Below are 13,286 nucleotides of genomic sequence, written 5' to 3' on the forward strand. Positions count from 1 at the left end.
ATCCTCATACCGTCTCGGTGACCGCCGTACATTTCGACGACAACGGTGACCGGCCGGCCACGGCCGACAGCAGTGGCACGATCCGGTGGTGGACCGCACCGGCCGGACGGCCCGACGGCGATCCGCTGCTCGGCCACACCGGCCCCGTCTTCTCGATGGCGTTGAGCCCGAACGCTTTTCTCCTGGCCACCGCGAGCGCGGACCACACCGTCCGGCTGTGGCACGGGTACGCCCGACCGGCAGAGGTCAGCGGTCGGCGCTACCGGTCCCTGTCCTCAGGGACGCCTGATAGACGTCCGCGTAGGTGCGCGAGCCCGCGAGCAGGTCGTCACAGAATGCGGCGACGTCGGTGCCGAGCAGCTCCACCACCGTCTTGCCCTCTGCGACACCCTCTTCGAAGAAGTCGACGATCCCCGACAACAGCCGCCCGTCGGGCAGGTCGATCGGCCCGACCTTGAAGTAGTACTTCTGAATCTCCTTGTAGACGATCTGGTAGTCCGGCGGCAGCGCCTTGACCCGAGCCATGAACGCCCGCCACTGCTTCTTGCCCTCGATGATGTCGTGGATACCCATGTCAGCCTCCGAGCCTGCTCAATTTCCGAGCCACATTCCTGTTCAACTGCGCCCGCCACCGATCGCGATAATCCCTGGCCCCCGCACCACCGGCCAGCGCCGTACAGAACCCCGCGATGTCGTCACCGAGCACCTCCTGGACGCTGTGCCCGTCCATCGCCGCCGTTTCCAGCAGCCCCAGAGCGCCGTCGAGGATCGGCATCAACTCCCGGCCCGTGAAACCCGAGTAGGGGAGCAGATGAGCCGTCACCTGTTCCCACGCCACCCGATACTCGGCAGGCAGTGCCCCGGCCCGGACCTCGAGCCCTTTCCATTCCCTGGTCAGATCGCCACCGGTGACCGTCTCCCAGAATTTCATCTCCCGCCCTCCTTGAGCGTATCGATCCGCGAGGAGAGGTACTCCCATCTCGCCCAGAACCGCTCGAGCTCCTGACGTCCGGAGTTGTTGAGCGCGTAGAACTTCCGCGGTGGCCCCAGCCCCGACGGCCGCTTCGCCACCTCGACGAACCCGTTCTTCTCCAGCCGCAGCAGGATGGCGTAGACCGTTCCCTCGACGACTCCGGCGAACCCGAGCTCGTTCAACTGCCGCGTGATGGCGTACCCGTAGGTCTCCTCACTGCCGATGATCTGGAGCACACAGCCCTCGAGCGTGCCCTTCAGCATCTCCGTCAGGTCGTCCACCCCGTCGCCTCCGATCATCCAAGTACTCTGTGTTGCAGAGTACTGCTATACGATAACACAGAGTAGGGATCGGGCACCCGAGCCGGCCTCGGCAACGCGATGCGGTGTACGTGGCCGGGCGTCTTCTCACTGCGGTTTTCCGAGCCGAAACACGCTCTTACGCGAACCTAACCGCTGAGGTCACCCGCCGAAACACGCCGGCTCGATGCTCGATCCGACGCGGACCGGGGGACTCCCCGGACCGCTGGAATTGCGAGAGCGGAGTCCAGGGTGAGTCTCGAGGCCGAAGCGAAAATTTCGGAGGAAGACTCCGACGAAGCGGTGCTGGCCGCGCTCGGATACAAGCAGGAATTGACCCGGTCCTGGTCAGGATTCTCCAATTTCGCGATCTCGTTCTCGATGATCTCGATCCTGTCGGGGTGTTTCACCAGCTTCGGGCTGGGCTGGAACAACGGCGGACCCGCGGCTATCGCGTGGGGCTGGCCGTTGGTCTCCCTGCTGATCCTGGTGATCGGGTTCTGTATGTCGGAGCTGGTATCGGCGTTTCCGACCTCCGGTGGAATCTACTGGTGGGCCAGTAAACTCGGCGGCCCGCGGGCCGGGTACTACACCGGCTGGCTGAACATGATCGGCCTGCTCGCGGTCACCGCGTCGGTCGCCTACGGCTGCGCGTCGTTCTTCGACACCGTGGTGGGCACCTTCAGCCAGAGCTGGGCCAGCGGCTACAGCCTGACTCGCGTCTTCATCGAATTCATCGTGATCCTGGCACTGGCCGCGACCGTGAACATCTTCTCCTCGCACCTGCTGGCCATCCTCAACAACATCTCGGTGTGGTGGCACGTGATCGGCGCCGCGGCGGTCGTGGTGATCCTGTTCGCCCTGCCCGACCACCACGCGAGCCTCGGCGCGGTGTTCACCCACACCGTGAACAACACCGGATTCTTCGGCGGCTCCACCAGCGGCGCCGGCTTCCTGCTGTTCGTGCTGCCGATCTCGGTGATTCTGACCCAGTACACGATCACCGGCTACGACGCCTCCGCACACCTGTCCGAGGAGACCAAGTCGGCCTCCCACGCGGCGGCCAAGGGCATCTGGCGGTCCATCCTGTACTCGGGCATCGGCGGCTGGATCCTGCTGCTGGCCTTCCTGTTCGCGGTGCAGGACGAGAGCGGGCTGACCAAGGCCAACGGCGCCATCCCGGCTCTGCTGGGGCAGGCCTTGAGCCCCCACTGGACCGGCGCGGTGTTGATCATTTCCACTGCGGGCCAGTTCTTCTGCGTCTTCGCCTGCATGACCTCGACCTCGCGCATGATGTACGCGTTCAGCCGGGACCGGGCCATTCCCGCCGCCGGCACCCTGTCCACACTGAGCGCCAAACACGTGCCGGTGGCGACGGTCCTCACCACCGCGGTGATCAGCGTCGTCCTGACGCTGCCCGCGCTGGTCAAGGTGGACGTCAACGGCTCGCCGACTCCGGTCGCCTTCTACGCCGTCGTGTCCATCGGCGTGGTCGGCCTCTACCTGTCCTTCGCGATCCCGATCTTCCTGCGCTGGAAAGCCGGCGACTCGTTCCCCGCCGGCAAGTGGACCCTGGGCTCGAAATACAAGTGGATGGCGCCGGTGGCAGTGATCGAAATCCTCGTCACCGCGGTGATCGCCATGTTCCCGACCGCGGAAGCCGGCGCACCCTGGTCCCCGGACTTCGCCTGGAAATTCGTGAACTACACCCCACTCGTCGTACTCGGCGCCCTGATCCTGCTGTGGGCCGCCTGGCATCTGTCGGTCAAGAAGTGGTTCACCGGGCCGAAGAACACCATCGACGCCTGACCGAGCTACAACCTTCGGATTCCGTTCAACACGGCACGCAGAACCGTCAGATCGCGAGTGTCCGCCTCGGCGCGGACAGGCGCGCGGAAACGCAGGTGCCCATCACCGATCAGATCACCCACGAGAATCTTGGTCACCGTCAACGGCAACCGCAGCACCGCCGATACCTCGGCCACCGACTGCGGCACTCGGCACAGCCGCAGAATCGCCGGATATTCCGGCTCCGGCCGCCGTAACGGCGTCGACGGCGACCCTCTCACCACCACGGTCAGCATGTCCAGCTCCTGTCCCGCCCGGTGCGTGCGGCCACCGGTGACCGTATACGGGCGGACCAGCGGGCCGGCCTCGTCGTCGAACCACGGCTGACCGAAACGTGTCATGACACGCGGGGCTCCGCGTGTCCGGCCCGCGTTCCGGTGCCCAGATGCGGCCCCACCCGAGCCCCCGTCAGATTCATCTCGTACGCCACCATGCCGACATTCGCGGTCGCAGCGGCCGACAGCGCGATACAGGCGTTCTTCCCCGCCGAGGTCACGAACAGCACCGCCCGGTCCAACTCGATCACCGCCTGCCGGACCCCGCCCCCGTCGAACCTGTTGCCCGCACTACGCGCCAGCCCGTACAACGTGGACGACATCGCCGCGAAATGCTCGGCATCCTCCCGGCTCAGCGACGTACACCGGCCCAGTACCAGTCCATCAGCGGAATGCACCACCGCGAACCGCACGCCCGCCAACCGGGCGACGAGATCGTCGAGCAGCCAGTTCAGATCACCTGAGTTGGAAGAGGTCACTTTTCGACTCACCTGTTCTCCGGGCCGAACGACCGCCGTCGAGTCCCGTCCTCGCTTGGAATACGCGGCCAGTGTAACTCGGTTACTTCACGTGTCGGGCCGACTGCGCAAGGGATCTGCGGGCCTTGACGAAACAGCTTCCCGGCAGATGACGAACGCGACCGCATCCGAGAGGAGGCTGTGCCCCCAGCTTTTCGGCCACTTCCCGCTGGATCTTGTGCGGGCCATCGCGCCGCCGCAGGTTCACAGCTACTTCATGCGGACCGAATATCGTTGTTTACCAAAGAAATTCGTCGTATTGATCGATCCCACTCCGCCGCCACAACCACGATGGCATCACGTCACAGTGGCCGACCGGCCGCGTCGTTCCCCTGCGTGTCAGGCTGAGTTGAGTCCATTGGTTCACAACAAATCGGCCTGACGCGGGCGGAGATAGGCATCGACTTCTTCATGACCACCAGAATGAGGACCTCCACGTCCGGGGGCCACAATGGGCGGATGGATTTCCCGGGGCCACGAGCCGACGAGCCCAAGCGGCGCCGCGCGTTCAGCGCGGCCGACAAGCTCGCTCATCTTCAGGCCTATGAGGCCGCGGTCGAGCACGGCGGCGGCGGCGGGTATCTGCGCCGTGAGGGCCTGTACTCGTCATTGATCAGCGAATGGCGCAAGCAACGCGACGCCGGGGTGCTGGCGGGCAAGAAACCGGGCGAGAAGATCGGCAAACTCACCGCTGAGCAAGCCGAGATCGCGCGGCTCACCCGGGAGAACGAGCGGCTGAACAAGCGGTTGGCGACCACCGAGACCGCGCTCGATATTATGGGAAAGGACCGAGGGCGGCTTCGCGGCCCTGCGTGGACGCTGAAATCGTCTGCGGTTCTTACGTTCCGGCGTGGTTGCGTGGCGGATGCTGTAGGGGTGCGTGTCACGGCCGACCCCGGTCGCTTTGCGGTGCTGTGAGCCCGTTGGGAAAGGTGGTGGTGGAGACAGGGCGGTTCTCGCCCTTCGCGGGATCCGTGGATTGTTGCCCCGAGCACGTGTAGGAAATTCCTGTAGTTTTCCGTCTCCCCGTGATGCGCACCCTGACAACGGATTTCGTTCGAACCGGAGGTGGTCACGGTGGAGGTCGTGCATGCGCGGTGCGCGGGGATCGACATCTCGAAGAAGGACGCGAAGGTGTGCGTGCGGGTCCAGGGCGCGGGCCGGTGGGCGACGAAGACGACGGTGACGACCTGGGGCTCGATGAGCAGCCAGATCCTCGCGCTGCGAGAGCATCTGATCGCCGAGCAGGTGACCTGTGTGGTGATGGAGTCGACAGGCGACTACTGGAAGCCGTTCTACTATCTGCTCGAAGACGGGCTGAACGTGATGCTGGTCAACCCGGGCGAAGCCCGCAACCGGCCCGGCCGCAAGACCGACGTCAGTGACTCGGCCTGGCTGGCCGACCTCGGCGCGCACGGACTGCTGCGGGCCTCGCTGGTGCCACCACCGCCGATCCGGCAGTTGCGTGATCTGACCCGTGCCCGCACCGTCCTGCTGCGCGACCGTGCCCGGCAGGTGCAGCGGATCGAGAAGATCCTCGAGGATGCAGGGATCAAGCTGTCGGCGGTGGTGTCCGACATCATGGGAGTGTCGGGCCGGGCGATGCTCGACGCGCTGATCGCCGGAAGCGACGATCCCGCCACGATCGCCGGTCTCGCGCGGGGCCGGATGCGGTCGAAGGTTCCGGCCTTGGCCGAGGCACTGACCGGCCGGTTCACCGCCCATCACGGATATCTGATCCGGATGTATCTGAACCTCGTCGATGCCGCGACGGCGGCGATCACCGATCTCGACGCCCGGATCACCGGGGCGCTGGGCCCGGTGTTGACCGCGGCCCGGACGCTGCTCGAGTCCATCCCCGGGTTCTCGACCACGGTGGCGGAGGTGTTTCTGGCCGAGACCGGCGGCGACATGAGCGTGTTCGCCACCGGTGGGCATCTGGCGTCGTGGACCGGGGTGTGCCCGGGAGCCAACGAGTCCGCCGGCCGGATCAAGTCCACCAAGACCCGGCCCGGCAACCGGTATCTCAAGGCCGCGCTGGGCATCGCCGCGATCTCGGTATCCCGGTCCAAGAACACCTATTTCGCGGCCAAGTATCGGCGCGTCAGCACCCGGCGCGGACCGATGAAGGCCATCGTCGCCGTCGAACGCGCCATGGTCGTCGCCGCTCACAGCATGCTCACCCACGGCGATTTCTATCGCGATCCTGGCCCGAACTACTTCACCGCCCGCAAGCCCGGACCGGCGAAAGCCCGCGCGGTCGCCCAGCTCGAAGCCCTCGGCTACACGGTGTCGCTGCAACCACGTGCGGACACCGCCTGAACCACCCGGACAAAGCCGCTGGTCACCAGCTGTGGTCACCTTCGATTTCGTAGGAAAGCGCACGCTCTCTTGGAAAGTCTTTCCGAGAGAGCGGATTCCGACGACAAGCGCAAGAAGCGTTGACCACCGCGTACATGAAGTTGACCGACGCCAAGGTGGGCACCCGGGCAGCGGCGTCGTTGACCGGGCTGGTGCGTTCGACCGCGATCCGCCGCGACAAGGCCGCCACCGCACCCACGCCCCCGGTGCCGATGGGGCAGGCGCCGGAGCCGGTGAACAAGCTCACTGCGTGTGAGCGTCGCCGAATCCTGGACACTCTCAACAGTTCCCGGTTCGTCGACTCGGCGCCCTTGCAGATATATGCCCAGCTGCTCGACGAGGGCACCTACCTGTGTCCGGTGTCCACGATGTATCGGGTGCTGCGCGAAAACCGGCAGGTCAGCGAACGACGGCGCGTGGCGCGGCACCCGGCGAAGGTGTGTCCCGAGCTCGTCGCGACCGCACCTCGGCAGGTGTATTCGTGGGACATCACCAAGCTCGCCGGCCCGATCAAGGGCCAATACTTCGACGCCTGCGTGATGATCGACATCTACTCTCGCTATATCGCCGGCGTCCACGTGCACACCCACGAATCTGGACTCCTGGCAACGGAATTGATGCTCGAGATCCTCGGTGTCCACGGCATCCCGCAGGTCGTGCACGCGGACCGGGGCACCTCGATGACCTCCAAAACCGTGGCCACGTTACTGGCCGACCTCGAGGTCACCCGCTCGCATTCACGACCACGAGTGTCCAATGACAACCCGTTTTCCGAAGCGCTGTTCAAAACCCTGAAATACGGGCCGGAATTCCCTGAACGCTTCAGATCACTCACCGAGGCAAGACAATTCATGGACTCCTTCACCGGGTGGTACAACCACGAACATCGTCACACCGGCATCGGCTTGCACACACCCGCCGACGTCCACTACGGGCTCGCCACCGGCAAAGCCGAGGACCGGCGCGGCGTCCTCGACGCCGCCCGCGCACGGCACCCCCACCGGTTCGGCACTACGACGCCACCGAAGATCCTCGCGCTACCCGACACCGTCTGGATCAACCGACCCGCCGACGACACCCAGCAGACCGATACCACAGCCGCATAGCACACCCACTGGTCTCATTCAACTTGAAAAATTCCGCCGAGCCGACCTCCGAGCAAAGGACTCCGGAACGGCCGGTCGTGTGGAGAATTCCCAGATCGGGGTGTTCCTCGCCTACGCCGGGCGTTCGGGCCGGGCCTTGATCGACAGGGAGCTCTATCTGCCCGAGTCGTGGATCGGTGATCCTGATCGCTGCACCGAAGCTGGCATTCCTGAAAGTTGTTGCCGCTCAGGTCTTCTGACGAAGCCCAGGCTCGCAGAGATGATGATCGCCCGCACCCTGGACGCTGGAGTGGCCGCCGGGTGGGTGGCCGCGGATGCCGCCTACGGCCGCGACGGCCGGTTCCGGGCATTCTGCGAGACCCGCCGCTTGTCCGATGTTCTCGAGGTGCCCGTCCGGCACACCGTGGCCGATCTCGACGGCCGCCGCCGCGTCGACACCCTCGTTGCCCGGGCACCCGCACACGCATGGCACCGAGTCTCGGCAGGACCGGGTGAACGCGGCGAACGCGCATACCGACTGGGCGTGGGCCACCCTCCCCACCGTCGGTGACGTCCCCGCCGGATACAGCAGAACCCTGCTCGCCCGCCGATCCCTCGACAACCCCGCCGATATCGCTTACTACCTGTGCTTTCACCCCGCCACGATCGCGCGGGACCAGGTCGTCGCCGTCGCCGGCGCCAGCTGGGCGGTCGAGGAATGCTTCCAGGCCGCCAAAGACCAATGCGGCCTCGACCACTACCAAGTCCGGAAATGGTATCCCTGGTACCGGCACATCACCTTGGCCATGCTCGCCCACGCCTTCCTCGCCGTCACCGACCCAAAAGCCCACGCGGGCTGGGCCGGATCACAGTCGCCGACATCCGCCGTCTCCTGGCGATAGTGCTCCACCCCACCCGCACCCGCACCCACGCACTCGCCGCCTGCCACTGGCGCCGACGCCACCGAGCCCACGCCCGCAACCTCCGCCGCCAACCAGAACGATTATGAGACAACGAAATACAACTGTCGTGCTGGCTAGCCGCGACCCCGCCGCAGCCCCGGCAACGTCCTCGACAGCTTGGAGCGGCCGTCACGTCGCGAGCGATCTGCTCCACGGTGATGGCCGAAGGGAACAGACAGAAGCCCCACGCGGGCCCGCCGCGCCGGCCGATGGCCGCGGGCCGGGCCAAACATGTCGAGAAATGCCCGCTACCGGTACTTCGAGTGTTCGGAATTCCGTTTTCTGAACGCCGTGATGAGGTTCGTCCCGGCGGCGCGGTTATGCAGAACGGCCCCGCGCGGTGCGCGCGGGTGCGTCGGTCAGGTGCAGCGCGTACAAGAGATCGTGGTCGGGGGGCGGCTGGTGGGCGGCCACTTGGATGCCGGCGATCCAGGTGTCGGCGAAGCGGTGGCAGACGGGCAGCCGGATTCCTGCCCGCGCCGTCGCTGACTCCGGCGCCTACCCGTTGACGTTGGTTGGATAATCCGGTCGCTGGATCTTCGAGCCGACAGCGAAGTCGCGGATCGGCCGGGCGTGCTGGTTGCGCCACCGGATGTAGTCACCGATCGCCGCGTCCTGCGCAGTGCGGGTGCGGTGGTCGGTGCCGTTGAGGGCGACGTACCGTAGCGCGGCGAACTCGCACTCGATACGGTTCGACCACGACGAATACGTCGGTAGGAACACCAAACTCGCCCTCGTCGCCTATGCACCGTTCGCGCACTTCGCGACGCTTGTGGACCGAGTAGTTGTCCAGGATCGAGTAGAGGCGTTCACCTGGTCGGCGTGCCCGCAACGATTGCAGGAACGCCAGGAACTCGATCGCCCGCTTGCGATCTGTGACCCGGTGCTACAGCTGACCGGTCCGCAGGTCCAGGCACCGAACATATGCCGAATCCTGCCGTACCGATTGTAGTTGGCGCGCAACCGTTTCGGCCGACCGGCCTGCTGCCGGCCGCGGCCTGGCGCGAGGCATCGGATTCAGCGGCCCGAACTCGTCGACACAGACCACGCGCCCGCGAGCCGGCGGGTGGTCGTAGCGATCCAGGACCCGGGTCATCTTCTCCACGAACTTCAGGTCGTTGCCGGCCTTCCAGGTCTTCGTGGCCTGCCACGACACCCCGCCGGCGGCCAGAATCCGGCGTAGCGTCTCCCGGCTGATATCCGCGATCCCGTTGCCCCGCAACACTTCTACCAGTTTCGACAGGCTCCACGCCGAGAACGGCCAGCCCAGGTCCAGGGGACAGCACCGAGCGATCCGACAGATCCGGTCACGCGTCGCTCGACGGTCTTCGCCGGCCTGCCCCCGCTCCATTTTGGGCCCACAGCGTCCATGCCTTCTCGTTGAAGTCGTAGATCACTTGCCGCACATATGATTCCGACACCTGTATCAGCCTCGCGATCAACGGCACCGGCTGCTTGCTACGCCGCGCAGCCTGCGCGAGCTTGCGGCCTGTCAGTATAAAATTGACGGAGATGCTTGACACTCAGATCCCTTGAGCCGTAATGAGATTCGGGTGAGTGAGCCTGTCATCGACCGCGAGGTGCGTCGGCGGGTGCGGGGTTCGGCGCCCTTGGACTTCATCCGGGCGCAGCGGCCCGCCAGGTCGAGGTCCTGGATGTTGAGCTGAAGCAGTTCCTCTGTGCGAGCGCAGGTTTCATACAGCATCCGCCACAGGGTCTTTTCCCCGAGACGGATGTCGCGGCGGGAGATGAGCCGGTCGATCGCGGTCCGCGAGCGCACCGGTGTCTCGGAGTCCGGCGGAGTCGATCGCGCGGCCGAAGTCGGGACCTGCGGGGCATCCCAGTCTTGCTCGCGACACCAGAACAGCCATTTCGCGACCGCGGCGCGCGTTCCCGGTGTTGACCGCCGCTCGGCCTCACAGGGATTCGAGGGCTGTGCCGATCTCGATGTCGGAGACCGAGCCCGGGGCCCGGCTGGGCCGGGCAGTTCGTCGGGACCGCGGCCGTCGACCTGGTCGACGGTCTTGACGACCGCGATGCCGTAGGCGCGCGGCGGTATGGATCCAGGTCACGGTCGCCGCCATTGCCCACCTCCTCGCCGATAGTCCGGATCCGACAGGTAGCGGGCGGCGTAGACGGTGCGCCGCAGGGACCCGTACTCCTCGAGGGCGGTGGCGAGGGTGTTCCGCCGCCCGGCGGCGGACAGCTTGCCGACCAGCAGCGAGGCGGTGGCGTGCCCAAACTTCAGCGAACCCGCCATCCGCAGTAGATCGTCGCAATGCTCGGCGATCAGCTCGAGGTTGGCCCGCCGCGTCATCAGCGGTCCGGCATGCGGGAACCGGGCCTCGGTCTCGCGGCGGGGTCCGGGCCGGTAGAGGGTGATCCGGCCCAGGTCCCGGATCCGGGGCGAGGGTTGCATACCGAGCAGGTCGAACAGCCCGAAGTTGACCAAGGTCACGCCGTGGGTATCTGTCGCGTGTTCGGTGATCGGCAGATCCGTTGCGTTGCCGAGAATTTCATCCAGCACGTAGTGCGCTTCCCGTTTCGTCGCGACGATGATCTTCGTGCCGTAGGTGGCGTGCATCTTGACATACGAGACTACTAACGCGAGAGTAGTCTCATGAGTGTCAGTAGATTGTTCGTCCTGAGCACGCTTGCGGAGCGTGGGCCGATGCACGGGCATCAGATGCGCTTACAGGTCGCCGAGGACCGAGCGGAGAGCTGGACCGATATCAAGCCCGGAGCGATGTATGGGGTTTTGACTCGCCTGGTACGTGAGGGCCTGGTCGAGGAGATGCGTACCGAACGGCAGGGCAACTACCCCGAGCGCACGATCTACCGGATCACCCCCGAGGGCCGGCGCGCACTGGAGACCCTGCACGATCAGATGCTCCGGACCGTGGTGGTGGCCACCGATCCGTTCGACCTCGCGTTGGCGCACAGCGGCACGGTGCCCGAGGACATCCTCCAGGAAATCACCCGTGCGCGGCTGCTCGAACTCAATGCTTCGCTGGCCACTGCCGAAAGCCGGTTGGCCGGTGCGCGGCCTTGGTTGAGCACGGCCGAGAAATTGGTGGCCGAGCATCAGATCGCGCGGCTGCGCACCGAAATCGCCTGGCACGAGCAATTGCGCGACAACGTCGCGAAGATCGCACACGAAGGAGCCTGACATGTCGGTATTGGTTACCGGTGCCACCGGGACTGTCGGCCGATTGGTCGTCGCGCGGCTGGCCCGGTCCGGGCTCGCGGTCAAGGCCGTGGCCCGCCGTCCCGGCCGTGTCGAATTCCCCAGCGGTGTCACCCCGGTTGCGGCCGATCTCGACGACCGGGGTGCGGTGCGTGCCGCGCTCGCCGAGGTGGATCGGGTGTTCCTGCTGACGACCGGTCCGCAGGGGCCGCGGCAGGACCGCATCGTTGCCGAGGCAGCCGCACTGGCCGGCGTCGATTATGTGGTCAAGCTGTCGGTCCTGGGCATCAGTGAAGGCGCGGACGATCCGATCACCCGGTGGCATCGGAAAGGTGAGGAGGCCGTGGAGGAGTCGGGACTCGCGCACTCGTTCCTGCGCGCCGGGGGCTTCATGAGCAACACCCTCGCCTGGGCATCGGCGATCGCCGGATACGGCACGGTGGAAACACCTTTCGCCGATCTGCCGTTCGCGGCGATCGCACCGGAGGACATCGCGGACGTCGCCGCGGCCCTGCTGACCGGACGGCCGAGCGGTGGCACGAACTATGCGCTGGCCGGGCCGGAAACGATCACCCCGCGCGAGCAGGCCGCCGTGCTGGCCGGCCTGCTCGACACCGCTGTTCGCGTGGTCGACCTCGACCCAGGCCGGGCTCAGGAACGGATGGTCGGCTACGGCATGCCACCGGAAACCGCTGCCGCCGTCCTCGCAACCCTCGCAGGTCCCGCGCACGGGTACGGCCGGACCCCGACGACAGACGTGGAATCGGTGACCGGGAAGCCTGCCACCACGTTCCGCGAATGGGCGGCAGCGCACATCGCCGAATTCCACGACCCTGCCCCGGCCTGGTAGCCGAGATCAAGGAGTAATCCGATGACCACCCTCGTGCCGTCCGACGACGAAACCCGGATCCGCGCCCTGTATCAGCGCATGCTCGACAGCTGGCAGGATGCCGCCGCCTACGCCGAATGCTTCGCTCCCGACGCCGAGTACATCATCGCCGATGGCATGCTCGAACGCGGCCGGCAGGAAATTATCGACGGCCACAAGTTCATCTTCTCCACATGGGCTCGCAACAGTCGGCTCGAAGGACGGATCGACCGAATCCGGTTCCTGACACCAGCCGTCGCGATTCTCACCGCGTATGGCCGGATCGCCTACCTCGACCACCGCTTGAGCGATGAGAATGAGCCCACCATCTACACCCTGACCGCGCAGAAAGCCGACGACGACTGGATCTTCGTCGCCTACCAGAACACTCCGATCGGTGGCCGTTGATGCGCCGCACCTTGCTCGCATTCGCGGTCCTCGTCCCGCTCGGTCTGACCGGATGCGCCGATCACGCGACATCCGCCCCGAGCGATCCGGGCACACACGCGGCCGTGACAGTCGGAGACGAGTCGGCGATCAGGACCCTGTACCGGAGTCTGCTCGACAGTTGGCCCGATCCCGACGCCTACGCCGCCCACTTCGCAGCGGACGTCGATTACATCATCGCCGACGGCACCATCGAACACGGGCGCGGCGACATCATCGACTGTCATCACACGATTTTCGGTACCTGGGCGCGCAACAGCACGCTGGCCGGCGACATCGACAACATTCGTTTCCTGACACCGGACGTGGCGATCATCACCGCCCACGGTCACATCGTGCTACCCGACAATCCCCGTCCGCCCCGCAATACCGTCTACACCCTCACCACCCACAAAACGGACCGGACCTGGTCCATCGTCGCCTACCAGAACACCCCCGTCGACGGCTGACCGGCCATCGAACG

The 13,286-nt window shown here is 65.9% G+C and carries 16 protein-coding genes and 3 pseudogenes; 11 read left to right on the forward strand and 8 right to left on the reverse strand.

Translation table 11 applies throughout. The annotated features are described in order from the left end of the window. Nucleotides 1-17: 17 nt before the first annotated feature. Nucleotides 18-209, forward strand: a pseudogene (locus LBW94_RS44570) (hypothetical protein); the annotation flags it as partial. Nucleotides 210-246: 37 nt separating this feature from the next. Here LBW94_RS44570 and LBW94_RS37205 read toward each other — a convergent pair. From LBW94_RS37205 to LBW94_RS37215, 3 genes are read right to left on the reverse strand one after another with little or no spacing between them, the layout of a single operon-like run. After that, entirely contained in the window at nucleotides 247-573 is a 327-nt protein-coding gene (locus LBW94_RS37205; protein ID WP_225060402.1) for a DUF1048 domain-containing protein, read from the reverse strand. A 1-nt stretch (nucleotide 574) separates the two neighbouring features. Further along, nucleotides 575-931 carry a DUF1048 domain-containing protein gene (locus tag LBW94_RS37210; protein ID WP_225060401.1) on the reverse strand — a complete coding sequence of 119 codons (357 nt, stop codon included), beginning with the start codon at nucleotides 929-931 and terminating at the stop codon, nucleotides 575-577. After that, the gene (locus LBW94_RS37215) at nucleotides 928-1,272 is read right to left on the reverse strand and encodes a PadR family transcriptional regulator (protein WP_255634826.1); all 345 of its coding nucleotides are present in this window, start codon (nucleotides 1,270-1,272) and stop codon (nucleotides 928-930) included. The genes LBW94_RS37210 and LBW94_RS37215 overlap by 4 nt, the downstream gene beginning before the upstream one ends. 252 nt (nucleotides 1,273-1,524) lie before the next feature. On the opposite strand from LBW94_RS37215, the gene LBW94_RS37220 reads away from it, so the two are divergent. Next, nucleotides 1,525-3,081: an amino acid permease gene (locus LBW94_RS37220; RefSeq protein ID WP_225060400.1), complete on the forward strand. Its 1,557-nt coding sequence runs from the start codon at nucleotides 1,525-1,527 to the stop codon at nucleotides 3,079-3,081. Nucleotides 3,082-3,086: 5 nt separating this feature from the next. Here the strand turns inward: LBW94_RS37220 and LBW94_RS37225 are convergent, their stop codons facing one another. After that, a complete protein-coding gene (locus tag LBW94_RS37225; protein ID WP_225060399.1) occupies nucleotides 3,087-3,461 on the reverse strand; it encodes a DUF742 domain-containing protein in 375 nt (124 codons plus the stop codon). Next, nucleotides 3,458-3,874: a roadblock/LC7 domain-containing protein gene (locus LBW94_RS37230; protein ID WP_225060398.1), complete on the reverse strand. Its 417-nt coding sequence runs from the start codon at nucleotides 3,872-3,874 to the stop codon at nucleotides 3,458-3,460. Before LBW94_RS37230 ends, LBW94_RS37225 begins: the two co-directional genes overlap by 4 nt. Nucleotides 3,875-4,372: 498 nt before the next feature. Between LBW94_RS37230 and LBW94_RS37235 the strand changes: the two genes are divergently transcribed. The 5 genes and pseudogenes from LBW94_RS37235 to LBW94_RS37255 all read left to right on the forward strand — a co-directional run bounded on the left by LBW94_RS37235 (nucleotide 4,373) and on the right by LBW94_RS37255 (nucleotide 8,261). Further along, nucleotides 4,373-4,831, forward strand: a complete 459-nt coding sequence (locus LBW94_RS37235) for a hypothetical protein (protein WP_266273118.1) — start codon at nucleotides 4,373-4,375, stop codon at nucleotides 4,829-4,831. 159 nt (nucleotides 4,832-4,990) lie between these two features. Further along, entirely contained in the window at nucleotides 4,991-6,235 is a 1,245-nt protein-coding gene (locus tag LBW94_RS37240) for an IS110 family transposase (protein ID WP_225062799.1), read from the forward strand. Between the two features lie 98 nt (nucleotides 6,236-6,333). Further along, a pseudogene (locus tag LBW94_RS37245) lies at nucleotides 6,334-7,380 on the forward strand (transposase); the annotation flags it as partial. A 16-nt stretch (nucleotides 7,381-7,396) separates the two neighbouring features. Continuing rightward, complete coding sequence (locus tag LBW94_RS37250; RefSeq protein ID WP_225062666.1) at nucleotides 7,397-7,930, forward strand: transposase; 534 nt, start codon at nucleotides 7,397-7,399, stop codon at nucleotides 7,928-7,930. Further along, nucleotides 7,872-8,261, forward strand: coding sequence for a hypothetical protein (locus tag LBW94_RS37255; RefSeq protein WP_225062665.1), 390 nt, complete (start codon nucleotides 7,872-7,874; stop codon nucleotides 8,259-8,261). Before LBW94_RS37250 ends, LBW94_RS37255 begins: the two co-directional genes overlap by 59 nt. A 558-nt stretch (nucleotides 8,262-8,819) precedes the next feature. On the opposite strand, the gene LBW94_RS37260 is transcribed toward LBW94_RS37255, so the two are convergent. The 3 genes and pseudogenes from LBW94_RS37260 to LBW94_RS37270 all read right to left on the reverse strand — a co-directional run. After that, nucleotides 8,820-9,044 (reverse strand): hypothetical protein, encoded by a 225-nt coding sequence (locus tag LBW94_RS37260; RefSeq protein WP_225062664.1) that lies wholly within the window; start codon nucleotides 9,042-9,044, stop codon nucleotides 8,820-8,822. Nucleotides 9,045-9,207: 163 nt separating this feature from the next. Continuing rightward, complete coding sequence (locus LBW94_RS37265) at nucleotides 9,208-9,546, reverse strand: hypothetical protein (RefSeq protein ID WP_225062663.1); 339 nt, start codon at nucleotides 9,544-9,546, stop codon at nucleotides 9,208-9,210. An 870-nt stretch (nucleotides 9,547-10,416) separates the two neighbouring features. Further along, nucleotides 10,417-10,956: pseudogene (locus tag LBW94_RS37270) on the reverse strand (Tn3 family transposase); the annotation flags it as partial. Between LBW94_RS37270 and LBW94_RS37275 the strand changes: the two are divergent. From LBW94_RS37275 to LBW94_RS37290, 4 genes are all read left to right on the forward strand, one after another. Beyond that, nucleotides 10,957-11,490: a PadR family transcriptional regulator gene (locus LBW94_RS37275; RefSeq protein WP_225062661.1), complete on the forward strand. Its 534-nt coding sequence runs from the start codon at nucleotides 10,957-10,959 to the stop codon at nucleotides 11,488-11,490. A 1-nt stretch (nucleotide 11,491) separates the two neighbouring features. After that, entirely contained in the window at nucleotides 11,492-12,358 is an 867-nt protein-coding gene (locus LBW94_RS37280; RefSeq protein ID WP_225062660.1) for an SDR family oxidoreductase, read from the forward strand. A 21-nt stretch (nucleotides 12,359-12,379) separates the two neighbouring features. Continuing rightward, nucleotides 12,380-12,784 carry an SgcJ/EcaC family oxidoreductase gene (locus LBW94_RS37285; RefSeq protein ID WP_225062659.1) on the forward strand — a complete coding sequence of 135 codons (405 nt, stop codon included), beginning with the start codon at nucleotides 12,380-12,382 and terminating at the stop codon, nucleotides 12,782-12,784. Nucleotides 12,785-12,888: 104 nt separating this feature from the next. Next, nucleotides 12,889-13,272 (forward strand): SgcJ/EcaC family oxidoreductase, encoded by a 384-nt coding sequence (locus tag LBW94_RS37290; protein ID WP_225062658.1) that lies wholly within the window; start codon nucleotides 12,889-12,891, stop codon nucleotides 13,270-13,272. The last annotated feature ends 14 nt before the right edge of the window (nucleotides 13,273-13,286 follow it).

Source organism: Nocardia sp. alder85J (assembly GCF_020176955.2).
Classification (GTDB): Bacteria; Actinomycetota; Actinomycetes; order Mycobacteriales; family Mycobacteriaceae; genus Nocardia.

Coding starts and splice junctions, on each gene's coding strand:
- LBW94_RS37285 (WP_225062659.1), top strand. CDS start 12,380: ATGACCACCCTCGTGCCGTCCGACGACGAAACCCGGATCCGCGCCCTG.
- LBW94_RS37205 (WP_225060402.1), bottom strand. CDS start 573: ATGGGTATCCACGACATCATCGAGGGCAAGAAGCAGTGGCGGGCGTTC.
- LBW94_RS37225 (WP_225060399.1), bottom strand. CDS start 3,461: ATGACACGTTTCGGTCAGCCGTGGTTCGACGACGAGGCCGGCCCGCTG.
- LBW94_RS37235 (WP_266273118.1), top strand. CDS start 4,373: ATGGATTTCCCGGGGCCACGAGCCGACGAGCCCAAGCGGCGCCGCGCG.
- LBW94_RS37210 (WP_225060401.1), bottom strand. CDS start 931: ATGAAATTCTGGGAGACGGTCACCGGTGGCGATCTGACCAGGGAATGG.
- LBW94_RS37215 (WP_255634826.1), bottom strand. CDS start 1,272: ATGATCGGAGGCGACGGGGTGGACGACCTGACGGAGATGCTGAAGGGC.
- LBW94_RS37280 (WP_225062660.1), top strand. CDS start 11,492: ATGTCGGTATTGGTTACCGGTGCCACCGGGACTGTCGGCCGATTGGTC.